The sequence below is a fragment of the Thermospira aquatica genome (genome assembly GCF_023525255.1).
GTDB lineage: Bacteria > Spirochaetota > Brevinematia > Brevinematales > Thermospiraceae > Thermospira > Thermospira aquatica.
In genome coordinates this window covers 1,537,370-1,558,763 of the sequence record NZ_CP073355.1, presented here as the reverse complement: position 1 = coordinate 1,558,763, position 21,394 = coordinate 1,537,370, and the positions used below count along the sequence as shown (strand labels likewise).

The window sequence follows — 21,394 nt, the reverse complement described above, 5'->3', positions numbered from 1 at the left end:
CGTGTTACCTAAAAGGGAAAATCGAAAAGATGAAAGCCTTGATACATCTTAGTTTTAGAGCATTAGGTTGCAAGTTGGGTTACCTTTTTGCAGTGTGTGGGACAAGAGATTTCCTAAGGTCGGGTAAGAGAAAGTTTTTTCTTTACTACAACATGGTAAGAGCAAATCTCAAAGCACGTGAGAGCGTGAGAGGGGATATAAAGGTTAAACGTTTAAGCTGGGGTTTTGACGTAAGCTCTTACCCTTTTGCAGTGGCATCAGATGGTTTATAACTGTGAAAAAGTAATAGCTGGAATTTTTCCCACTGTGACAAGGTAACAGAAAGTTTTCTCACTGCAACAAGGGAATAGCTGAAGGGCCTCACTGCGATATGGTAAGAGCTAGCCCAGTTTCTAGACTGCAACAAGGGAATAGCCTACATGGGAGGGACACTGCGACAAGGTAATAGCAAGAGGACAGTTTTTACACTGCAACAAGGTAAGAGCAATACCACATTCTCCTTTCCCCTTCAAATGAAAAAACCCAAAAACCCTACCCTACCACCTCTTTCACCGCCTGAATAAACTCCTGACCCTCAACAAGATGACTCTTCTTGAGAAGCTCATGCAGTACAGCATCCTCCCTCACACCCATGAGACTATACATCTCAACACTCGAAGGCAAATTCTCCGAACTTGTCAGAAGAACCATCATATCCGTAAGCTTACTATGCGAAATCGCCTCGATATGGCGCCAAAAAACCACATAAAAACTCCCCTTCCCATAAATAGCCACATCAGCGTTTACCACCACCTCCTGGAAAGGCGTTCGCCCCAAAAGTCTTTTACACACGGAAAGAAAAACATCCTCTCTTGAGGTAAAATACTGGGAAAGATAACTATGCGGGAGAAGTTTCTTGTACATTTCGTAGGTAACTTTCACATCCCGAAACTGAGGATCCATCATATAGATACGCTCAATATTTTTCAAAGACTGGTACTCTTCACCCGTGTTCCAGAGAAGGTTGGCATAGAGATAAAGAAGCTCTTTTTTAATATCTTCCGGCGCAGGTTGAGCAAGGTATTCCGAAACATACTGGATACCTTTATGATACTCCTTAAGTTTAATCCAGATCTGAATCACCGCCTGCCAACTCTTATACCGCTCTTCAGGATAGCCAGAAGCATACTGTTTAAGAAAAGTCTCATAAGCACTCAGGGCATCAAAATATTTTCGCACGTTTTCCAGGCACCTGGCGTAGTAAAACCACACCCGTCCCTCTTGATAGTGGTACCGTATGAGAAGTTCCCATTCTTTCAAGGCAAAGGCCGCATGACCCGTCTCATAAAGAATCTTGCCATAAAGAAACCGCCCATCAAGTACTCCTGGCCGCTTTTTTAAAAGCTTCTCCAGAAGCTCTCGAGCTTTTTTGTTATGATGGAGAGCATACTGACACTCTGCTGCCTTCAAAAGGGCATACGGATGATCCTCTTTCTGTTGAAGAACCATCATAGCATACGCCAGAGCCTCTTTGTAATTCTGCTGACGCTGGTAGAGATTGACCACGGCAAGGAGAAGATCGTGATAAAGCGGATGCTTGGGACCTGCAACCCGACTTGCTTCCTGATAAAACTGTAAAGCACTCACCACCTGATTGAGAGATTCATACGATCGAGCGAGATAGTACAACAAAAACAACCTTTCCTTATGTGATATATTTTCATTTTTCTCCAGACGATCAGAAATTAACCGAATACACTCCTGATATTCCCCTTTCTTGTAGAGCTTTTGAACCCGATGCTCGATAGTCTGACTGAGAAAAACTGCCCAAAAAGACCAAGCCACCACCCCGGCAAGAAGCAATACCACCGTCGCCAAAATCCAGAGAGAGAGCACGTCTATCATTGCCATACCCCCCAACACTGGTTCGTGAGGACCCAACCTTCCTGTCCTCCCTCTGAACGAAACAGCACATACCCCTGATTTCGACGTAAAATCCACCCCTCTTCACCAGCAGATACCTGTACAATCGAAAGTCCCCCCTCTTCAGGTCTATCAAGGAGAGATGTATTTTCCACAATCACCGCAGATTCGGGGAAAAACATCCTCCATCCCACAAATGCCTGAAAAACCAAACAAGATCCTCCCACAAGATACACTGCGAGAATAAGAGACCACAAAAAAGGCCATTCTTGTATCCTTTTTAAAATATTATTTTCCCATTCTCCCCTTTTGACAATAATTAACCCTGCTCCACCTACAAAAAGCCATATTCCAAGCCATGCAAGCCTATTTGCACCACTCATCCCGACAACCACATTCTCACCAAAAGAAGCCTTTTTAAGCTCGACACGCATCTTCTGATAGGCAACACGTATCTCCTGACGCGGCTCAAGAAGATAGGCCTTTTTCACCAGGTATAACCCTCTCGCCTGTTCGCCGTCCAGCCAGGCCTTCACCCCCTCATTGTAGAGAAGATGGGGGTCCCCTTCTGCCTTACAACCTACCAGCCCTAAGACTATACCTATTCCCAAAATAACAAAATGGCTTTTCATGACTTTTCACACTCCTTGTCCCGTTTCTCGAGTAACGAGGCGTTGTATTCCTGGAGATGAAGACGGGCATTCGCAATCGACTGTTTCAGTGTCTCCTGAGGATAATCACATATCTTCCCATGCCCTGGAAAAATCCTCCGAATCTGAAGGGTGCTCAATCGTTCGAGTGAGTTGATATAATCCCCATAGCTGCCGGATTGAGAGATTTTTGAGATTACCCCATCTGCAAAGACCGTATCCCCCGAAAACAAAAACCGCTGATTGAGTTCATAGAGACAAATACACCCCGAGGTATGGCCCGGTGTCGAAAAAACACGAAGTTTATAGTTGCCAAAATCAAAAATATTCTGATCGGTAAGCCATATATTCACCCGTGACTGAATCGCCTCCTCGCCATGGACAATTGCATGGATGACATACTCATCCTGCAGTTCAATTTTGGTAGCAGCAAATCTATCTGCAGCAATAACCGCCGTTTCATAAAAAAATCCAATCCCCCCTACATGATCGTAATGTTCATGGGTACAGATCACCATATGAATATCACTCACCTTAAGCCCAATCTGAGTCAAAGCCATCACAATGCGATTGAAATTACTCCTTGTACCCGTGTCAATTAAGACATTCTTATACTCTCCTTTGATGATATAGACGTGAGAGCTTGGTTTTTCTCCATAAAGAATAAAAACGTTTTCCTCAATCTCCTGAAGAAAATGTCGATCACTCATGCAGCAACCCCTCAATAGCTTTTATCAGACGATAGGTTTTTCGTTCAAGAGAAAGTGTATCGAGATTGTCGTACCGTTCTAGAAGCATCCTCTCCCGCATGTAATAACGAGCAAGAAAATCCCTATCAAGTTTTGTAAGTACAGCAAAAAACTTTTCATCTAAGGGCAAACTCTTCAAATGTTCCATTAATTCCCCCAATTGTCTTTTCACCCTTTTTAAGGATTCATACGCAATCGGCTCAGAGACAAAAAGAAGCTCTTTACGCAACGGAAGATGTGCTCGTTTTTTCACCAAAACATCCAGATCTTCATGGACAAAATGCTCCAACTTTACCCCTTCTCGCGTCGCATTTATACACGTGATTCCCTTGAGTTCTCCAAGCCTTTTCGCAGAAATCTCAAACCACCCCTTAAAATTCGACATCACAAAATCCGAATCAACTTCCCCATGAATACCCTGTTGTTTCTGTAAACGACGCGAGAGAATAGCCTCCCAGAAAATAGTATTCACAGGACGAAGACGATGGGAAACAGGCATATACCGATAATAGTGAGACGTAGAAGCCACGTGCGTGGTCTGATAACTAAATGCCAGATCCTGCCCAACAAGGACAATAGGATCCCCACCCATGAGAAAGGCTGCATGAAACACTGAGGTGGAGACCGAACCCCCGGTTTCTACATCCCCCAGTTGCGTATTCAGCTCCAATTCCAGCCAGCGGATAAACTCGCTCTTGAGCAAAAAGGGATTCCCCTGAGGATCAATATCGATATGGGCAGTCGTAGCCACATACACCGGTCGTTTCCCCCTGAGATAGGACACTGTCTCGGGATGAGCCACCATATCGTACACCATATGCACCTGTTGGAGATAGTCTTTTTCTATACCGAGGTAGTCTTCTAAAGTATGTACCTGAGCATCCAAAGAGTACACCATATCCGGCACAATACCGGCTTCATAAAGGGGAAGAAGCGCCGTATCCACCGCAATCACGAGAAAGAAAGGAGCCGCACGCCGAATAGCAGGAAGCGAGTCTCTCAGCGAGGGCCCAGCTGAAACGATCAGCACAGGAAGTCCGGAAAAACGAAAAAATAACCTTCGAAGAGGTGTCGAAAACGGCAGGTTATTGATATTTCTAATCATGTGAATAAGCCAGATCTCCTCAAACTTCAGTCTCGTACTAAAATCTCCGAGTTTTACCTGTGTCAGTCGTTGAAGCCGGCTTTCAAAAGGGCTATAATCCTCCAGCCCATAACTCCCCCGAAGAATAATAGTTTTTACCCATCGTACAGAAGAAAAATCCAGCAAAGCAAAAACCCCATCCAGTGCCTCTTCTGTCTGATCAGGACCAATCCAGTACATCGTGGAAGGAAGCTCATACGCTGCCCGAAAAACCTCTGCTATCTCCCGGTTCCTCTCAATCACCACCCCTCGACGAAACCCTTCCTTCTCCAGAAGCTCAATATGGTACCCCAACCCCGACCCCAGAAAAACGAGAAACGTATGTTCAGGATCAAGACCCTTCAGTGGTTCTACGAGACGGAGCGCCTCTTTACCCGGCGAATACTGACTATGGACAAAACGTCCTGCCACCTGCATCGTCAAAAGCCCGTCCCGTGCCTCAGTGATAGCCGGATGAGAACCTAAAAGCCCCTTGAGAACAGGATAGCGTATCATCATTCACCTCACATCGGAAGAAAAAACGAAAAAAACAAGGCAATACGTACGCTTACATATCCCAGGATAATCCCGGCCAGCACATCCGTAGGATAGTGAAGTCCCAAATACATTCGCGAAAATCCAATCAGAAGAGCCAAAACCAGAAAAGGCCACATCCACACAGGATAAAAATACCACAAAAAGAACACAACAGTAAATGCTCCTGCGGTATGACCAGAGGGAAACGAAAAACGATCCGGTGGAGCTAAAAGAATCGAGATGTCTCCATGCCTCACATAAGGTCTATCTCGAGTAAAGATATTTTTAATCACCACCTGTAAAAGAATCTGAAGAAGCTGTGCCATCGCGAGCACAATACCCGCATACAGGTCAAAAAACAGCAAAAAAAGAATCATTCCAAACCAAACATAACCGTCACCAATACGAGTCATGATCGTCATCAGCACATTGAGACTATGACGACGCTTTTTCGCAAGGAGCGCTACAATCTCTTTATCCAAATCCCGACTAATAAAAAACTTTCGTTTCTCTTTAAGAGGAAGAGCAAGCTCATGAAAGAGAATACTCAGGATATGCTTCTCCTTACGGTTAAGTCCCCGGGTAAGAATATAACGATTTCTCCTGGCATCATAAACATAAACATCCTCAAGATACTCTCGCACATCCTCATCGGCTATCGTCTCCATCAAAGTATGCCACTGTTTAAGCGAGATCTTCTTGGGTACACGTAAAGGCTTGAGGACTTTCTTCGGTTGTTCTTGCTCCCTTTCAGTCATACAGACTCCTCACAACTTATCCCTATTACATTATACATGATTTTGAGAAAAAAAGAAAGCAAAAAAACATGATTTCTTTTAAAAAAACCTTTTCATTAACTTTTTTAAAAAACATCCCAAAAATAGGCAGTGTATACTTAATTGTGTCTGGTAGGAAAAAGATAACCTCCTGTGATAATATAAATAAAACTATCACAGGAGGCCAGATATGATTGAGACGAAGAATATTTTAGAGCTATTCAAACCAATTGTCAAGGAAGTATTAGAGAGTATGTTAAAAGAGGAAAGAGAGATTTACCTGGAAAACAATCCACCCACAAAAGGCAATGGCTTTTACGAAAGGGATTTAAAGACAGCTTTTGGCGAGCTTACAGCCATACGTGTTCCAAGAACAAGGGATAATGGATTTAAAAGTGCCCTTCTTCCCTATCGCAAACGCATCACAGAAGACTTAGATGCATTAATCAGGGCTATGTTGATATCAGGAATGTCAACAAGGAAGATAGCAGAAGTTTTAAAAGAGCTTTATGAAATAAAGATTTCTTATGCTAACATCTCAAGGATAAGCCAGGTAGGCATAGAAGAGATTCAGAAGTGGCGTAGTCGCCCTCTCATGGAAGAATATGCCGTGGTATTTCTGATGCTATGGTGTTTCCTATCAAGAGAGAAGGGTAGAAAATGAATCAATATATGTAATATATGGCATTACACCTGAGGGAAGACGGGAGATTTTAGGATACTACCTGCCAGGAGGCATGGAAAGTGCTTATAACTGGCGGGAAATTTTGGCAGATATAAGAGAAAGAGGTGTCAAACAGATTCATTTTATTGTCTCTGATGGCTTAAGTGGTATGAAAAACGTCATCACAGAGATATATCCCCATAAAGTATCAGCCCTGTGTAGTCCATGTCATGAGAAACATACTGGCTAAAGTGAGAGTTCAACACAGAAATATCATTGCCACTGAAATAAAAGAGGTATTTCATGCCAAAGACAAACAGGAGGCAGAACAATTGTTTATGAAATTTATACAAAAATGGAAAAATATCTATCCCAACTTAATGAATAACCTCTTGACAATAAGAGAGAATATATTCACTTACATGGAATTACCTGAAGGAATACGAAGCATGGTGTATACAAACAATGCCCTGGAAAGACTCTTTAAAGAACTTAAAAGGAGATTAAAAACAATGGAAATGTGTCAAAGCGAGGCTTCAGCTGAGAAATATCTTTACCTGTTATTAAGATACCAAAATGAGAAGTTCTTAAAAAGAAAGTTAAAAAATTGGGAGTATTACTTTCAACTCTATCGTGAGCAACACTCATACACCAAAGAAAATATTCACAGCGAGGTTATCCTATGACTAGACACAATTTTCTTGACACAATGCCAAAAATATTGCTTTTTTTAAGATTCATGCTACAATATTTATATATAACTACATTTGGGGGTAAACGGATGAAAATCCTTTTTCTTAAAGCGCTTAAATCATGGATCCTTTCTCGTTTTGGAGAAAAATCCTGGATAAACGTTGCCAATGCTGCAGGCATCGGTATTAAAGAATTCAACAACCAGGATTATCATATAACGAATGACCGTCTTCAACGATTTCTTTCCATCATTCATGAAATCCTGGACATAAGTGAAATTGAGTTTAAAAATAGTTTCGTAACCTACTGGCTCACGGATTTCTCTCCTCTTCTCTACCAGACACTCATGCAAAAGTGCACAAGCTCCAGAGAACTCCTCATCACCATCATCAAAACCAACAACACGCTCTGTGAAGTCCTCCCCAATCCCTTCATCTCAAGAATAGACATACGGGAAACCTCCTCGTCTTCACTCTCTCTCGTCTATCCAAACGAAAAAGCTCTCGTCGACATTATCGCTGTTCTGCGAAGCGCTGCTAAGACATACAACGATAGTTTTAGTATCAAAAAAATTAATCAAAACAGCAGCGAGATTAAATTCTAGCGTATGGCGGCAGCCGGGCTTGTCCTGACAACCGCCCTTCTTTCTGGTCTCTGGGGAAATCTTTTTACACAGACGTTGTTGGTTGTTTTGTATGGGGGACTTTGTTTCATCTATCGCCGATTCTGGCTAATAGTCCTGCTTCTCGTGGGACTTTTATGGGGAAACTGGAAACATTCCTGGGAAAAGCCAATTCCTCAAAAGGGTTATGTGGAGATGGAGATCACCATCACCTCCCATCCCACGCTTACTCCTGATGGCACCTATCGCTACCAGGCAGGGAAAATCTTTTTTACCTGGGGAGAGGTTTTTCACCTTGGTGATCGAGTATTCTGTCGGGGACACATCCGTCCTTATGGCACACAAGCTCTTTTTCTTCCCCGCGAAATAGTGGTAAAAAAGCGTTCTTTTCTTTTAGGGTGGCTCAGTGAGCTTTCTCTCCTCTGGCAAACAAGCATTGTGCAAAACGTGCCAGAAAGACACATCCAGGCTCTTCTTTTTGCTCTTGTCCTTGGAAACCGAACCTATCTGGACTACACCACCAAACGTGAATTTCAGATAAGTGGTCTTTTTCACCTCCTTGCTATTTCAGGACTCCATCTTGCCCTCATAACAGGGGTTCTCAATATATGTTTTGCTCTTTTTTTACCTAAAAAATATGCTCTTATGATTTCCTGTTTACTTGCAACTTTTTATACCATGCTTCTTGGATTTCCAGCTTCTCTTCTAAGAGCCTGCCTTTTTCTGTGGGGATACGCACTTCTTTGGGAAGTCAGACCACAGATTTTGTGGCTAAACTATGTTGCTCTCTCGGCAGCAGTGTGTTGTCTTTTGCTCCCTCCCAGCTGGTTGGGAATAGGTTTTTCTTTAAGTTTTCTTGCGGTGATGGGTATTATTCTCCTCGCTAGACCTTTTGCCATCCTTTTTCAAAAATTTACCCCTTTTGATACGATTTTAGGCACTACTTTTGCCGCTAATCTTGCCACTTTCCCCCTCATAAGTTGGAGTATTGGAGAAATCAGTGTGATTTCACCCCTTGCCAATCTCTTTATTCTTCCCCTTTTTCCTTTTCTTCTCGCGGGATGTTTCGTATCCGCCCTGTGGGCTTTGTTTTCTCCTATCCCGTTCATCCTTTTATCATTTCTAGACCATATCTGGCATGCAATAGCATTTGTCATTCATGGTCTTTCCTTTGCAGAGGTACTTTCTTTTCGCCTTTCTTCCTCAATAACGGCTTTGTTCTATGGTTTGATGGGATTTTACCTCCTCTGGAAGCTTCTCTCCGTCCCATTATCAAAAAAGAAAAAGGCGAGAAAAATACTTTTCTCGCCAAAAAATTCTCCACAAAAAAGCTAAAGGAAATTTAGAAAAATTCGATACTCTATATGTAAATCAATGAATAAAGATGAAAAAAATTCAGGGACCCCGCATAGCTACTGTCTTGTTAGCTTTTCTCTGTCACCGAAGAGTTAGTGGATATCTGCCTATCCCTAACCCAAGAGCCTCAGCACCAGCTGAGGCTTTAAATTTGCCTGAGCCAACATTGATACATTGGACTGTGCAAGAATCTGGTTCTTCACAAAATCACTCATCTGCTCAGCCATATTGGTGTCGCGAATACGAGACTCTGCTGCCTGAGTATTCTCGTATGCCACATAGAGACCTTTATAAAGCTTCTCAAACCGGTTCTGATACGACCCGAGATCTGTCCTTTGTTTGATAACCCTCTCCAGGGCTTTATCAATCACACCGATCGCTCTATTGGCCGTATCCATGGTACTGGCACTTACCACCTTCTGCCCATCCTGGGTCATGAGACCCAGAGCTACAGCTCCCATATCTCCAACAAACACCTGTACCCGCTGATCCATATTTGGTCCAATGTGAAACCACAGACCAGCTGTACTGTCTGTCGGACCAGAAGTATTGGTACCTGTTGGCTGAGCAAAGCGCCCGGTGAGAATGTTCATACCATTAAACTGGGCATGCTTTGCGATACGATCGATCTCATCAACGAGCTGAGACATTTCTACGTTGATAAGCATACGATCCTGGTCACTGTAGATACCGTTTCCAGCCTGAACTGAGAGCTCCCTCATGCGTTGAAGAATCATTGTCGTTTCATCGAGATACCCTTCTGTGGTCTGGAGAAACGAAATAGCATCTTCTGTATTCCGCATAGCCTGATGCAAACCAGAGATCTGGGCACGCATCTTTTCAGACACAGCCAGTCCAGAAGCATCATCTCCAGCCTTGTTGATCCGAAGACCGGACGAAAGCTTCTCAATATTGCCATTGAGCGTAAGATCGGTAATTTTCAGCTGGCGGTTTGAGAAAACAGAGCTTATATTATGGTTAACAATCATACCTCCCTCCTTGTTTGTCTTTTGAGGTAATTACCATCCCTGTGTATGCTACGGGGGTCCCTGAGTACTGCACGTCAAAAGACATGCAGCTTTTGGAGGGGTATGATCGTTTTTTCCTGGAACTATATCCTATCAAATACACGCAGGAAGGTGTTTTTCCCACCTTCCTGCCAGCTGCCTATCGTTTTTATTCCCCTACGGGAAAACGCTCAAAGTAAGGCTTCTCCCTCAGGGAAGTTATCCCCAAGAGCCCCTTTTATCTCAGAAGCTGCAATACAAGTTGCGGCTTCTGGTTTGCTTGAGCCAACATAGCGGTAGCAGACTGAACAAGGATCTGGTTCTTTACAAAATCACTCATTTCTTCCGCCATATCGGTATCACGTATACGAGACTCTGCTGCCTGGAGGTTTTCGTAGCCTACCAGCAAGCCCTTAGAGAGGTGCTGGAGACGGTTCTGATACGCGCCAAGGTCAGCCCGTTGCTTATTAACCTTCTCCAGTGCCTTGTCCACAATACCAATAGCCATATTGGCTTTTTCGGGTGTGGAGATACTGAGAGGATCACGAGTGGAAATATCCTTGATGCCAAGTGCAGCAGCGGTCATCGTCCCAATGTAGCTACGGATTCTCTGGTCCATATTGGGACCAATATGGAACCACATACTGGCAGCCGGATTATTCCCCACTACATCATACGCAAAACGACCGGTGAGCATATTGAGACCATTGAACTGAGCGTGAGAGGCAATACGATCGACCTCAGCAACCATCTGAGACACCTCTACCTGGATCTGCATACGATCCTCAATACTGTAAATACCGTTGGCAGCCTGAACGGCAAGCTCACGGATACGCTGCAGAATCTGGGTAGTCTCTTCCAGATACCCTTCGGTAGTCTGGATAAAAGAGATGGCATCCTGAACGTTCTTTTCAGCACGTCGGATACCATTGATCTGAGCACGCATCTTTTCAGATACGGCAAGACCCGAAGCATCGTCACCAGCGCGGTTAATCCGCATACCGGAAGACAATTTCTCAATGTTCTTGTCGGCTGCAAGATTATCCAGCCGCAAAGAACGCTGTGAGAAAATAGAACTGATGTTGTGATTGATAATCATAGTATCCTCCTTGATCTATGATTCTCCCACATCCTTGTGGGATTTTTCCCCTGAAAAAACTCAAGGCTTTTGCCCGAGTTCCGATAATCCTAATAGAGTTTTTGTGAGAGTGGTTCTCTCCTTCTTTTGGCGTTTTTTGTCTATTCTTTTTATCGAATGATTTGCTTAAAAACTTGAGAATTTTTGATATTTTTTTTATCCTATTTTTTGCCGAAAAGGAAAAAACATATTATATTTTTATCATATGAATACAACAGGAAGGGAGAAAAATATGCTTCAAATTCATCTTTCTACGTCAGAAAATCAAACATCAAGTGACATCTACGATGTCATTATCATAGGTTCTGGTCCAGCGGGCATGGCAGCAGCTATTTATACTGGTCGTTCTCTTTTAAAAACCCTCATGCTGGAGAAGATTGGTTCTGGTGGACAGGCAGCCCTTACCGAACTCATCGAAAACTATCCTGGATTTCCCCACGGAATTAATGGCTATGAACTCTCACAAAAGATGGAAGAACAGGCCAAAAACTTTGGGACCTCGTTTGATTATGCTGAGGTTCAAAAGGTTACACAAGATGAAACAGGAATTTTCCATGTTTTTACCGAGTCGAGGGAGTTTCTCTCCAAAACAGTCATTATAGCTACCGGTGCAAGTCCGAAAAAACTTGGTGTCCCGGGAGAAGAAAAATTTATCGGTAGGGGGATTTCCTTCTGCGCTACGTGTGATGCCTCTTTCTACAAAGACAAAGTGGTAGCTGTTGTTGGAGGTGGAGACTCTGCCGTTGAAGAAGGAATGTACCTCACCAAATTTGCCAAAAAGGTTTACCTCATTCACCGCCGGGACCAGCTTCGCGCAGCCAAAATCGTCCAAAAAAGGGCTTTTCAGACACCGGGCATGGAATTTATCTGGGATACAGTGGTAGAAGAAATAAAGGGAGAAAATTTTGTTGAGGCTCTGAAGCTTAAAAATGTCAAAACCAATGAAACCTCCTGGCTTGAGGTAAATGGTGTTTTTCTCTACATCGGACTCCTGCCAAATACGAATTTTATCGAGGGAGTGGAAAAAGACGAGCAGGGGTATATCATCACCGACGAAATGATGCGCACCAACATTCCTGGACTTTTTGCCGCAGGAGACTGTCGTCATACACCACTCAGACAGGTAATTACCGCCGCTTCGGATGGAGCCATTGCCGCCTACGCTGTCGAAAAATACCTGGAAACTCTCCCCCACGAGAAGGCATAAGATTGACTTTTTTATCCTCCAATCGTATAATAGATAAACACAAAGGAGGAAGTTTATGTCTCGTTTCTGGGTAAAAATCACAAGCGTTGTTATTTTGTTACTTCTTTTCATCATTTTGATTCTGCAAAATGTAACGACCGTAGCGGTAAATCTATTTTTCTGGAGTTTCCAGCTACCCCTTATTGTTTTGATGCTGATATCGCTTCTTGTAGGATTTGTTGTAGGTCTTCTCGTGTATGCCTTATCCGTTCAGCAGAAACAATAAACTATCCTCCACATGAAATCAAAAATCTTCTACTACTGTACCTCATGTGGGTATCGTTCCACAAAGTGGCTGGGGAAATGTCCTGAGTGCGGAGCGTGGAATAGTTTTGAGGAGGTACAAGAACAAGAAAAAAAACCTCCGGGGAGGTTCCTTATACCACTATTTCTCTTGCCCAAACAGAAGAATTGCCTCGTCTTTTCTCGGGAGAAGAGGAGTTGGATCGCGTCATTGGGGGATTTGTTCGGGGTCAAACCATTCTCCTTGCTGGAGAACCAGGCGTAGGAAAATCTACCCTCCTCCTGCATCTTGCCAATATTTTTGCAAACGACTACCGCGTGTGCTACCTTCACGGCGAGGAGTCTGCTTCGCAGATTAAACTCCGGGCAAGTCGTCTGGGAATCACACGGGATTTCTGGCTTCTTGCCGAAACGCGAGTAGAGATAGTACTTGAGTTTCTTTCCAAACAAAAACCGGATATCCTTCTCGTTGACTCTGTCCAGATGCTTGAGCTCTCCCGCTACACCTCTCCCCCTGGAAGTGTTCTCCAGGTACGTGAGTCTACCCAAACCCTCGTGCGAGCATGCAAGGAGCATGGCATCCTCTTGATTCTCGTAGGACACATCACCAAAAGCGGACAAATTGCAGGTCCCAAGATTATCGAACACCTTGTGGATACGGTGCTTTTCTTTGAACAGGACAAAAAAGGACTCTATCGTATTATCCGAAGTCTGAAGAACCGTTTCTACGCAACTGATGAATGGGGAATCTTTGAGATGACTTCTACAGGAATTCATTCTTTAAGTGCCACAGCCTCCCTTTTTCGTCACGAATATGACAGTCTCCCGACAGGAGTGAGTTTTTACCCTCTTCTCGATGGAAATCGAGTAATTCCCGTCGAAGTTCAAGCGATTGCTGTGCCATCCTCCTTCAGCTATCCCCGAAGAACCGCTGAAGGGTTTGATATCAATAGGCTCTACATCCTTCTGGCAGTCCTCGAACGACAGTTAAACTACCAGTTCTCCAAACTTGATGTCTATGTCAATATCACGAGCGGTATCGATATTACCGATACGGCACTTGATCTTGCTGTAATCGCTGCTCTCATCTCCACGTATACCCAGATACCCCTTTCCCCCTCGTGGCTAGTGTTTGGGGAGGTGGGACTCGCCGGAGAGATCCGGCTCGTGCGTGGGGGTGAAAAACGTATAGAGGAAGGTTTTAAATTGGGTTTTTCGGAGGTTTTCTACCCCTATGGGGTCAAAACCAATAAAACCGCAGGAGTCAAACCCCTCCGCCATATCCAGGAACTTGCCCTCCTCATAGAAAATGCAAAGAAATCCCTCTCCCATCTTTCTTCCTCCTGATGGTTTCTTAAAATTTCAAAGGCTTTTTCCAGATACACACAAGGTAAAAAGATTGTATTGTTGACACAAAGGTTCTGTCTTATCCCTTCATGGGGTCTCATAAACATATTGTAAGACATGCAGTTTCTCTCTTTTTTCATAACCAGAAATAAACAATTTTTTCAATAAAACCCTCCCTAAAAGAAGAATCTTCTCTTGCTTACGAATGTTTTCATCATAATATCACTGCAATAAGGTAATAGCTCTCATCACAACAGTCTTCCGCTTTACTTGATTTTTTTAAGAAAAAGAGTTACACTGTATATAAAAAAGTAATCTTAACCAAAAGCAAGGAGTTTGTATGCCTCTCAGGTTTTACAATAGTCTCACACGAGAAGTAGAGAATTTTGTCCCTCTTGTCCCTGATAAGGTGAGACTCTACACGTGTGGTCCCACGGTATATAACTATCCCCATATCGGAAACCTCCGCACCTTTCTCTTTGAGGATCTTTTAAAGAGATGGCTTCTCTACCGGGGTTATGAAGTCAATCATGTGATGAATCTTACGGATGTCGACGACAAAACGATCCGAAACTCTCGACAACAAAACATGAGTCTACGTGAGTATACCGATATCTACAAAAAAGCCTTCTTCGAGGATATTGCCACCCTGAAAATCCTCCCCGCCACTTCCTACCCGGCAGCAACCGAATATGTTTCTCAGATGATCGAGATTATCCAGGATCTTCTTAAAAAAGGTCACGCCTACGAAACAGAAGACGGCGTTTACTTTAAGATTGCTACCTTTCCCTCGTATGGAAAACTTGCCCACCTCGACCCTACAAGCCTCAAGGCGGCAGCCAGCGGGAGACTCAGTGCTGACGAATACGAAAAAGATTCCGTAAGTGACTTTGCTCTCTGGAAAAAATGGACCCCTGAAGATGGGGATGTGAAATGGCCCTCACCTTTCGGAGAAGGAAGACCGGGCTGGCACATCGAATGTTCAGCGATGAGCCTCTCTCTGCTCGGAGAAACCATCGATATCCATTGTGGTGGAATTGACAACCTTTTCCCTCATCATGAAAACGAGATCGCCCAGTCAGAATGTCATACTGGAAAGCCCTTTGTTCGTTACTGGCTTCACGCTACCCATCTCATCGTTGACGGCGAAAAAATGTCCAAATCCAAGGGTAACTTCTACACCCTCAGAGATCTTCTCGAAAGAGGTCTTTCACCGAGGGCTATACGCTACGCTCTTATTACTACCCACTACCGAAAACCCCTCAACTTTACCTTCGATCTCGTCAAACAGGCAGAATCCTCTCTCAAAAGAATAGATGATTTTCTTTTTGCCCTTCGACAGGTACAAAGAGAGGGAGAAGCCTCTTCATTGCTCCATGAGGCTTTTCTTACAAAGAAACAGGCTTTTGAAGAAGCCATGGATAACGATCTTAACATTGCCGAAGCCATGGGACACCTCTTTGAAATGATCCGTATCTTCTATGAACATGAATCCCACGCCACCAAAACCAATGCTCAAGAAATCATGGATTTCGTGCTTTCTCTTGAAAAAGTCCTTGGGTTCATCGAAAAAACCTCTCCTGATACCCTCACCCCCGAGGAAGAAGCCCTTTTCCAGGCTCGCATTGAGGCCAAGAAAAACAAAGATTACGCCAAAGCTGATGCCTTGAGAGAGGAGCTGCTCAAACGAGGAATAGAGGTTCGGGATACTCCTCAGGGACCGGTGTGGAAGAGGCTCTAACCCGATGATAGACCAGACCTCCAGGCATTTTACCCCCGAGGTGATAGCAACAATCCGCAACCACATTGAACAAAATAATGAAAACGAGGTTGCCTTGTGTGGTTTCATTGACGACAAGGGGGTTGTCACCTCAGTGGAGGTTGTTGGTTATGGGAACGAGCTTGCTACTCCTTATAACCTTCACCGCAGCTTACAAGGGGATGTCTTCATTCACAACCACCCACCCTTTGATCCCGACCCTCACAAAAACCTCAAGCCATCACTCAATGATCTCGACATAGCTCAAAGAGTTCAAAACCTTGGTATGGGTTTTTTTATCATCGATAACCTGTGTGAACTCGTCAATATTATTCTCCCCGTTCATCCCCAGCAAAAACTTTCCCTCGAAGCCACCTGTGAAATTTTTCAACCAAACGGCGCTCTTTCCCAGTACATGCCATCATTTGAGAATCGTCCCGAACAGGTAGAACTTATCAGTGCCATTGTCCGAACCATCAACCAGAAATCCATCCTTTTCGCTGAGGCCGGTACCGGCACAGGAAAATCTCTCTCCTATCTCATACCCGTTGTCCTGTGGTCCCTCTCCAATGCCAAAAAGGTCATCATTTCGACACACACCATTCATCTTCAAGACCAGATAGCTTCAAAAGATCTGCCTGTGGTTCTCCACATCACCGAGAAACTTACCGGCAAAAAGGCAGAATACGCTGTCCTCACAGGAAGATCTAACTACCTCTGTAAAAACAAGCTCAGAGATCTCCTCGCAGATAGAGAACGTATTTCCTCCCTCTTCGACGACCCCGAGGAAGCCAAAGCCAAAACAGCCCTCATCGAAGCCCTCGATGTATGGACAAGAACAAGTGAGAGTGGAACCCGAAGAGATTTTCACCAAGAAATCCCCAACGAGATATGGGAAGAAATCGCAAGCGATGGTGAAACCTGTCAGGGAAAAAGCTGTCCTTTTGCTGGCAATTGCTTCTACCAGAGAGCCTATCTCAAAGCCGAAAAAGCCCAGATCATTATCGCAAACCACTCGCTTATCCTTTCCTCTCTTGATCCTGAAACCTATATCTCCTTCCTCCCAAGATTTGACGCTGTTGTTTTTGATGAGGCCCATCATTTAGAAGATGTAGCTCTCAAAAGTCAAAGCGTTGAACTTTCGTGCAGAGGACTTCTCCAAAAACTTGGTCGCCTCTACCACGAGGATAAAAAATCATCTCCCCGGGGACTCCTGGCCCATCTTTTTAAAAAATATAAACCCCCATACGTTGAAGCCCAACAGGACTTTGAAAAACAAAAAGAACAACTTCTCACCTGTCATCGTGAACTTACAGAGGGTATTCACTCTCTCATCCACAACGGACTCACGTACTACCGAAAACTTGAAAATTCCTCCTTTCAAATCCGAATCACAGAAGCTGTTGAAAAAAGCGAATTCTTCCATTTTCTCAACATAAGGCTGGAAGAACTTGCCAGAAAAGTGAGCTCCTACATTTACTACTGGAATGAACTCAAAAATCTCATTACCAACTCTTCATCCGATACTACCATTCCCCCTCTTTTTGCCTCTCTCGACAAACGCATTCAAAGCCTCAATGATATTGCCACCGTGTACAGAATTCTTTTCGATCAGGAACGCAAACCCACCGAGGTTGGCTGGATTGAGGTTTCTTCCAATCAACGCTATCCAAACATCACCCTCTGTCATAGTCCGCTGGAGGTTGGAGAGTTTCTCTCGAGAGGCATTTTTCTCCGGAAACATTTCACCATCTGTCTCTCTGCTACCCTCTCTGTCAACGGAGAATTCACCTACTTCCAGGAAAGCATCGGTCTAAAAAACGGCGTCTTTACCCGTCCAATAGAAACCATCAGCCTGCCTTCCCCGTTCGACTACCGAAGACAAGCCCAGATCCACCTCCTTGAAACCCCTCGAGAATTCAAAGTTGACGAGTTTTTCCTCTCCTGTATCAAGGAATACATCCTCATGAACGAAGGCGGAACCCTCGTGCTTTTTACCTCACACCAGAGATTAAGAGAAGCGTACACCAAACTCAAAGAAGAGCTTGCTCATGAAGGCATTCATCCTATGGCCCAGGGAGAAACTCGTAAAAACATTATTCTCACCACAATGAGAAAGAATCCCCGTACTGCTGTATTTGCCACCTCTAGTTTCTGGGAAGGTATTGATATCCGTGGTTACAATCTTCGCTGTGTCATCATCGAGAAACTTCCCTTTGATAGTCCTTCCGATGCCATTCCCGCAGCCAAATGTGAACTTCTCGAAGCCAATGGAAAAAATGCCTTTTTAAATTACTCTCTGCCGCGAGCTCTGCTGCGAATGAAGCAGGGAATAGGACGCCTTATCCGAAGCAAAAATGACCGGGGCATTGTCCTCATCCTCGATGGGAGAACTGTCTTTAAACGCTATGCTACCATCTTTCAAAAATCACTACCACCAGCAAGGATTATCATAGGTTCCTACGAAAAACTCCGCCGGGAAGCAGAATCGTTTATCGTGGCAAATTTTTCAGCATGGCTACAAACTCACAAAGCATCTCAAGACTCTTCTTTGCCGGAGAACCCAGCGCAAGAGAACACCCCGTGACATCCTCCCATCTCCCCTCCTGATCCGGCTTTTCATCCTCAACGAGAAAAACCTCAACATGCCTCATCACCCGATGATTCGTCACCCCATACGAAAGAGCAAATCCTCCCAAAGCCTCTCCTCTCCGTTGCCGTAACAAAGGAAGATCCCAGAGCCCTTCCCTCCAGCGCTCGCTGGGAACAAGCCACACTTTCCCATCTGGTCTTAAAAAAGCAGCACACCTCTCCTCTACACGAAGGTAATTCTTCTTTTCCACCACAAGATAGCGTTCCTCTCCCCCGAGAAAGGTACAGCAGGCTAGGTGCAACGGACAGATCATACACTCCCGTTTTTTGCTGCAAACGAGCGCACCAAGCTCCATAAATGCCTCGTTCACATCCCGGGGTTCATATCCCCTTTTGACTCCATAACAAACCAAAAGTTGCATAAGCTCAGAGAGTCGCTTTTCATGGGAGGAAAGTACTCCCCGGAAACGAGCCAAAACCCTTTTCACGTTCGCATCCAGAACAGCAACCGGTTCGTTAAATACAAACGCGCGTACAGCAGCTGCAGTGTATTTTCCTATCCCCGGAAGTTTTTCCCATGCTTCTCCCCGCGGGATATCCTTCACCAAAGACTTCGCCGCCTCATGAAGCAAACGAGCCCTCCGATAATATCCCAACCCACCCCAAAGCTGATACACCTCATTCAGCGAAGCCTCCGCCAGTGTCTCAAGTGTTGGAAACCGTTTGAAAAAACGCCCATAATACTCCACAACCCTTGAAACCTGTGTCTGCTGAAGCATCATCTCCGAAACCAGAACACTATACAGAGAACGATCCCGCCGCCAGGGAAGATCTCGCCGACTACGAAAAAACCATTCCATCAAACGATCAAAAACGGAAGCTTTTTTCATCATCCCTCCCAAAAAGAAAAAACCCATAGGCTTTCACCTATGGGTCTTGCCGAAGGAGGGACTCGAACCCTCACGGGATCAGCTCCCATCGGATTTTGAGTCCGACGCGTCTACCAGTTCCGCCACTTCGGCGTTTATTTCTCTACATACTCCATGTAAGGAATCACCTTCTTTTCCTTGAAGGTAATGTTCTCCATAATCTTTTCAATAGCTGTATCAAACTGAGCCTGTGCCACTGCTGCATCCCAGGCCTCTTTGGTCATCTTTTCTACAAAGTCCTTGTAATCCTCTCCCGCCTCACTTGCCTTTTGCATCACAACACGGGAGATCTTGTCCTGTGAAGCCTCGATATTATTCTTCTTGGCATAGTCAAGAACCGCAAAGTAAAACTTCAGATTCTCGTAGTGCTCCTGAAGCATCCTCTGGAAATCCTCTGCCAGTTCTTTCCCCGAAAGAACATCTTTCATAGATACCGAAGCCTTGAAGTGAGAGAAAAACCAATTCTTAAACTCATCTTCCACAACATCATAGAGAGAACCTTTACTAAGCTCAATATCCAGATCCTTTTTGACCGCATCTTTAAGAGCTTGCAGCTTTTTACGATAGTTAATGGCATCAATCTCCCGCTGCATGACATTTTTCAAAAACTCTACATACTTTTCTCTCGTCTGGAAGGGGGTATGAGCATAGATACTCTCATCGGAGAGGTTTTTCTCAACAGGTCGGAGAACCTTGAGAACCTGAACCTCTGTTTCTCCTTTTTGTTTAATATCTTCCAGAACGTCAAAAATAAGGTTTCCAACTTCCTGCCAGTTAAGAACTACCGTTTCACCAGCCTTTTTCCCCACAAGTTTTTCTGGTATATCATCAACCCGAACCACCACAGGATCCGACTTGCCTTTAAAAAGAAGATGCACAACATCACCCTTCGCAGACTTAGCAGAAATCTCCTCAGGCTGCACAAGATCCCGTTTGATCATCTCATTGATATCCGCCTCGGTAAGTTCCACCTTTTCGTACTCAACCGTAGATAGCTTCAGGCTATCCAGCCCACGGTTTACCACAACCTCTCGTCCAAAATAAAAGACAACTCTCAAAGGAGCATTTTTACTTACCTCGGAAGCAACCTTGTAATCATAGAGAGCCATCAAATTATGTTCAGCTCGGAGGGTATGCATTCCCTCCTGGAGGGCTATTTTCTCAACTTCCTCTTTGATGACATCCTCGTAGCGCTGCTCAATAATCTCAAATGGGGCTCTTCCTTTACGAAAACCCGGAACATCAACGCTTGTTTGAACACGAACAAGCGCTTTTTGCCAGAGCTCGGCAACCTCAAAAACCGACCATGAAACAAAACCCACCGAATAACAATCGGGAAAAGACTGAACAACAATCTCCATGAAAAACCCCTGTTAAAAAAAATAGCGGGAAACGGGACTCGAACCCGCGACATCTACCTTGGCAAGGTAGCGCTCTACCAACTGAGCTATTCCCGCAAACGACGCCTGCGAGTGAAAGGACTCGAACCTTCACGCCTTGCGGCACCAGATCCTAAGTCTGGCGTGTCTACCAATTCCACCACACTCGCATATCTGGGTTGTGCAGGGATCGAACCTGCGGCCCGCTGATTAAGAGTCAGCTGCTCTACCATCTGAGCTAACAACCCATTGTATTATCTATCTTCTTGCCTCTATCTTTCTGCGCGCCCGGCAGGACTCGAACCTGCGGCCTTCGGATTCGAAGTCCACTGCTCTATCCAGCTGAGCTACGGACGCGTTCTGTATTCTCTGGGTGGATAGTGGGACTTGAACCCACAGCCCCCGGTTCCACAGACCGGTGCTCTCACCAGTTGAGCTATACCCACCACGTGTTGCGCCTGACAGGAGTCGAACCTGTGGCCCACAGCTTAGAAGGCTGTTGCTCTATCCAGCTGAGCTACAGGCGCCTTATTCGGGGCGAGTAGATTTGAACTACCGACCCCCTGCTCCCAAGGCAGGTGCGCTAACCGAGCTGCGCTACGCCCCGTACTCCATCAGTTATTGTGGAAGTATATTGTAAAGCGAAAATCTCTGTTTGTCAAGTAAAGCAGGCATAGAAACA

18 protein-coding genes, 8 tRNA genes and 1 pseudogene are annotated in these 21,394 nt (G+C 44.6%); 10 read left to right on the top strand and 17 right to left on the bottom strand.

All coding sequences use genetic code 11. The features are described from left to right. Positions 1-531: 531 nt before the first annotated feature. From KDW03_RS07485 to KDW03_RS07465, 5 genes are read right to left on the bottom strand one after another with little or no spacing between them, the layout of a single operon-like run. Positions 532-1,890 carry a tetratricopeptide repeat protein gene (locus tag KDW03_RS07485; protein ID WP_271434458.1) on the bottom strand — a complete coding sequence of 453 codons (1,359 nt, stop codon included), beginning with the start codon at positions 1,888-1,890 and terminating at the stop codon, positions 532-534. Beyond that, positions 1,881-2,534, bottom strand: coding sequence for an SH3 domain-containing protein (locus KDW03_RS07480; protein WP_271434457.1), 654 nt, complete (start codon positions 2,532-2,534; stop codon positions 1,881-1,883). The genes KDW03_RS07485 and KDW03_RS07480 overlap by 10 nt, the downstream gene beginning before the upstream one ends. Next, entirely contained in the window at positions 2,531-3,262 is a 732-nt protein-coding gene (locus tag KDW03_RS07475; RefSeq protein WP_271434456.1) for an MBL fold metallo-hydrolase, read from the bottom strand. Before KDW03_RS07475 ends, KDW03_RS07480 begins: the two co-directional genes overlap by 4 nt. Continuing rightward, the gene (locus tag KDW03_RS07470; protein ID WP_271434455.1) at positions 3,255-4,943 is read right to left on the bottom strand and encodes a motility associated factor glycosyltransferase family protein; all 1,689 of its coding nucleotides are present in this window, start codon (positions 4,941-4,943) and stop codon (positions 3,255-3,257) included. The genes KDW03_RS07475 and KDW03_RS07470 overlap by 8 nt, the downstream gene beginning before the upstream one ends. Before the next feature lie 5 nt (positions 4,944-4,948). Continuing rightward, positions 4,949-5,719: a phosphatase PAP2 family protein gene (locus KDW03_RS07465; RefSeq protein WP_271434454.1), complete on the bottom strand. Its 771-nt coding sequence runs from the start codon at positions 5,717-5,719 to the stop codon at positions 4,949-4,951. Between the two features lie 208 nt (positions 5,720-5,927). Here KDW03_RS07465 and KDW03_RS07460 point away from each other — a divergent pair, with 208 nt between their 5' ends. The 4 genes and pseudogenes from KDW03_RS07460 (at position 5,928) to KDW03_RS07440 (ending at position 9,051) form a co-directional block, all read left to right on the top strand. Beyond that, on the top strand, positions 5,928-6,401 hold the full coding sequence (locus KDW03_RS07460; protein WP_271434453.1) for a transposase: 474 nt from the start codon (positions 5,928-5,930) through the stop codon (positions 6,399-6,401). Positions 6,402-6,405: 4 nt separating this feature from the next. After that, positions 6,406-7,087 (top strand): annotated as a pseudogene (locus KDW03_RS07450) (IS256 family transposase). 95 nt (positions 7,088-7,182) lie between these two features. Continuing rightward, positions 7,183-7,698, top strand: a complete 516-nt coding sequence (locus KDW03_RS07445) for a heme NO-binding domain-containing protein (protein ID WP_271434451.1) — start codon at positions 7,183-7,185, stop codon at positions 7,696-7,698. A 3-nt stretch (positions 7,699-7,701) separates the two neighbouring features. Then, positions 7,702-9,051: a ComEC/Rec2 family competence protein gene (locus KDW03_RS07440; protein ID WP_271434450.1), complete on the top strand. Its 1,350-nt coding sequence runs from the start codon at positions 7,702-7,704 to the stop codon at positions 9,049-9,051. A gap of 134 nt (positions 9,052-9,185) precedes the next feature. Here KDW03_RS07440 and KDW03_RS07435 read toward each other — a convergent pair whose 3' ends face one another. Together KDW03_RS07435 and KDW03_RS07430 are read right to left on the bottom strand one after the other, a co-directional pair. After that, the gene (locus KDW03_RS07435; RefSeq protein ID WP_271434449.1) at positions 9,186-10,061 is read right to left on the bottom strand and encodes a flagellin N-terminal helical domain-containing protein; all 876 of its coding nucleotides are present in this window, start codon (positions 10,059-10,061) and stop codon (positions 9,186-9,188) included. A 256-nt stretch (positions 10,062-10,317) separates the two neighbouring features. Next, positions 10,318-11,178: a flagellin N-terminal helical domain-containing protein gene (locus tag KDW03_RS07430; protein WP_271434448.1), complete on the bottom strand. Its 861-nt coding sequence runs from the start codon at positions 11,176-11,178 to the stop codon at positions 10,318-10,320. A 271-nt stretch (positions 11,179-11,449) separates the two neighbouring features. On the opposite strand from KDW03_RS07430, the gene trxB reads away from it, so the two are divergent. From trxB to KDW03_RS07405, 6 genes are all read left to right on the top strand, one after another. Next, the gene (trxB, locus tag KDW03_RS07425; RefSeq protein ID WP_271434447.1) at positions 11,450-12,424 is read left to right on the top strand and encodes a thioredoxin-disulfide reductase; all 975 of its coding nucleotides are present in this window, start codon (positions 11,450-11,452) and stop codon (positions 12,422-12,424) included. Between the two features lie 55 nt (positions 12,425-12,479). After that, a complete protein-coding gene (locus tag KDW03_RS07420) occupies positions 12,480-12,689 on the top strand; it encodes a LapA family protein (RefSeq protein ID WP_271434446.1) in 210 nt (69 codons plus the stop codon). A gap of 12 nt (positions 12,690-12,701) precedes the next feature. Beyond that, entirely contained in the window at positions 12,702-12,971 is a 270-nt protein-coding gene (locus tag KDW03_RS12390) for a hypothetical protein (protein WP_408648304.1), read from the top strand. Beyond that, a complete protein-coding gene (locus KDW03_RS07415) occupies positions 12,905-14,053 on the top strand; it encodes an ATPase domain-containing protein (RefSeq protein WP_271434445.1) in 1,149 nt (382 codons plus the stop codon). Before KDW03_RS12390 ends, KDW03_RS07415 begins: the two co-directional genes overlap by 67 nt. 340 nt (positions 14,054-14,393) lie before the next feature. Continuing rightward, positions 14,394-15,794 carry a cysteine--tRNA ligase gene (gene cysS / locus KDW03_RS07410; RefSeq protein WP_271434444.1) on the top strand — a complete coding sequence of 467 codons (1,401 nt, stop codon included), beginning with the start codon at positions 14,394-14,396 and terminating at the stop codon, positions 15,792-15,794. Between the two features lie 4 nt (positions 15,795-15,798). Beyond that, complete coding sequence (locus KDW03_RS07405) at positions 15,799-18,399, top strand: ATP-dependent DNA helicase (protein WP_271434443.1); 2,601 nt, start codon at positions 15,799-15,801, stop codon at positions 18,397-18,399. Here KDW03_RS07405 and KDW03_RS07400 read toward each other — a convergent pair. The 10 genes from KDW03_RS07400 to KDW03_RS07355 all read right to left on the bottom strand — a co-directional run bounded on the left by KDW03_RS07400 (position 18,305) and on the right by KDW03_RS07355 (position 21,319). After that, the gene (locus KDW03_RS07400) at positions 18,305-19,294 is read right to left on the bottom strand and encodes an A/G-specific adenine glycosylase (RefSeq protein WP_271434442.1); all 990 of its coding nucleotides are present in this window, start codon (positions 19,292-19,294) and stop codon (positions 18,305-18,307) included. The genes KDW03_RS07405 and KDW03_RS07400 overlap by 95 nt on opposite strands. 47 nt (positions 19,295-19,341) lie before the next feature. Continuing rightward, a tRNA-Leu gene (locus tag KDW03_RS07395) sits at positions 19,342-19,426 on the bottom strand. 2 nt (positions 19,427-19,428) lie between these two features. Continuing rightward, positions 19,429-20,694, bottom strand: coding sequence for a trigger factor (locus KDW03_RS07390; protein WP_271434441.1), 1,266 nt, complete (start codon positions 20,692-20,694; stop codon positions 19,429-19,431). A gap of 23 nt (positions 20,695-20,717) precedes the next feature. Further along, positions 20,718-20,790, bottom strand: a tRNA-Gly gene (locus tag KDW03_RS07385). A gap of 10 nt (positions 20,791-20,800) precedes the next feature. Further along, positions 20,801-20,882, bottom strand: a tRNA-Leu gene (locus KDW03_RS07380). Positions 20,883-20,887: 5 nt separating this feature from the next. Beyond that, positions 20,888-20,960 (bottom strand) — tRNA-Lys (locus tag KDW03_RS07375). 35 nt (positions 20,961-20,995) lie between these two features. Then, positions 20,996-21,069: transfer RNA gene (locus tag KDW03_RS07370), tRNA-Arg, on the bottom strand. 15 nt (positions 21,070-21,084) lie between these two features. Beyond that, positions 21,085-21,158 (bottom strand) — tRNA-His (locus tag KDW03_RS07365). 7 nt (positions 21,159-21,165) lie between these two features. After that, a tRNA-Arg gene (locus KDW03_RS07360) sits at positions 21,166-21,239 on the bottom strand. A 5-nt stretch (positions 21,240-21,244) separates the two neighbouring features. Continuing rightward, positions 21,245-21,319, bottom strand: a tRNA-Pro gene (locus KDW03_RS07355). Between the last annotated feature and the right edge of the window lie 75 nt (positions 21,320-21,394).

Excerpts from the sequence above, each read along its gene's own strand:
- KDW03_RS07445 (WP_271434451.1), top strand. The coding sequence starts at position 7,183 with ATGAAAATCCTTTTTCTTAAAGCGCTTAAATCATGGATCCTTTCTCGT.
- KDW03_RS12390 (WP_408648304.1), top strand. The coding sequence starts at position 12,702 with ATGAAATCAAAAATCTTCTACTACTGTACCTCATGTGGGTATCGTTCC.
- KDW03_RS07420 (WP_271434446.1), top strand. The coding sequence starts at position 12,480 with ATGTCTCGTTTCTGGGTAAAAATCACAAGCGTTGTTATTTTGTTACTT.
- KDW03_RS07430 (WP_271434448.1), bottom strand. The coding sequence starts at position 11,178 with ATGATTATCAATCACAACATCAGTTCTATTTTCTCACAGCGTTCTTTG.
- KDW03_RS07460 (WP_271434453.1), top strand. The coding sequence starts at position 5,928 with ATGATTGAGACGAAGAATATTTTAGAGCTATTCAAACCAATTGTCAAG.
- KDW03_RS07405 (WP_271434443.1), top strand. The coding sequence starts at position 15,799 with ATGATAGACCAGACCTCCAGGCATTTTACCCCCGAGGTGATAGCAACA.
- cysS (WP_271434444.1), top strand. The coding sequence starts at position 14,394 with ATGCCTCTCAGGTTTTACAATAGTCTCACACGAGAAGTAGAGAATTTT.
- KDW03_RS07435 (WP_271434449.1), bottom strand. The coding sequence starts at position 10,061 with ATGATTGTTAACCATAATATAAGCTCTGTTTTCTCAAACCGCCAGCTG.
- KDW03_RS07475 (WP_271434456.1), bottom strand. The coding sequence starts at position 3,262 with ATGAGTGATCGACATTTTCTTCAGGAGATTGAGGAAAACGTTTTTATT.
- KDW03_RS07485 (WP_271434458.1), bottom strand. The coding sequence starts at position 1,890 with ATGGCAATGATAGACGTGCTCTCTCTCTGGATTTTGGCGACGGTGGTA.
- trxB (WP_271434447.1), top strand. The coding sequence starts at position 11,450 with ATGCTTCAAATTCATCTTTCTACGTCAGAAAATCAAACATCAAGTGAC.
- KDW03_RS07470 (WP_271434455.1), bottom strand. The coding sequence starts at position 4,943 with ATGATGATACGCTATCCTGTTCTCAAGGGGCTTTTAGGTTCTCATCCG.
- KDW03_RS07400 (WP_271434442.1), bottom strand. The coding sequence starts at position 19,294 with ATGAAAAAAGCTTCCGTTTTTGATCGTTTGATGGAATGGTTTTTTCGT.
- KDW03_RS07390 (WP_271434441.1), bottom strand. The coding sequence starts at position 20,694 with ATGGAGATTGTTGTTCAGTCTTTTCCCGATTGTTATTCGGTGGGTTTT.
- KDW03_RS07440 (WP_271434450.1), top strand. The coding sequence starts at position 7,702 with ATGGCGGCAGCCGGGCTTGTCCTGACAACCGCCCTTCTTTCTGGTCTC.
- KDW03_RS07465 (WP_271434454.1), bottom strand. The coding sequence starts at position 5,719 with ATGACTGAAAGGGAGCAAGAACAACCGAAGAAAGTCCTCAAGCCTTTA.
- KDW03_RS07480 (WP_271434457.1), bottom strand. The coding sequence starts at position 2,534 with ATGAAAAGCCATTTTGTTATTTTGGGAATAGGTATAGTCTTAGGGCTG.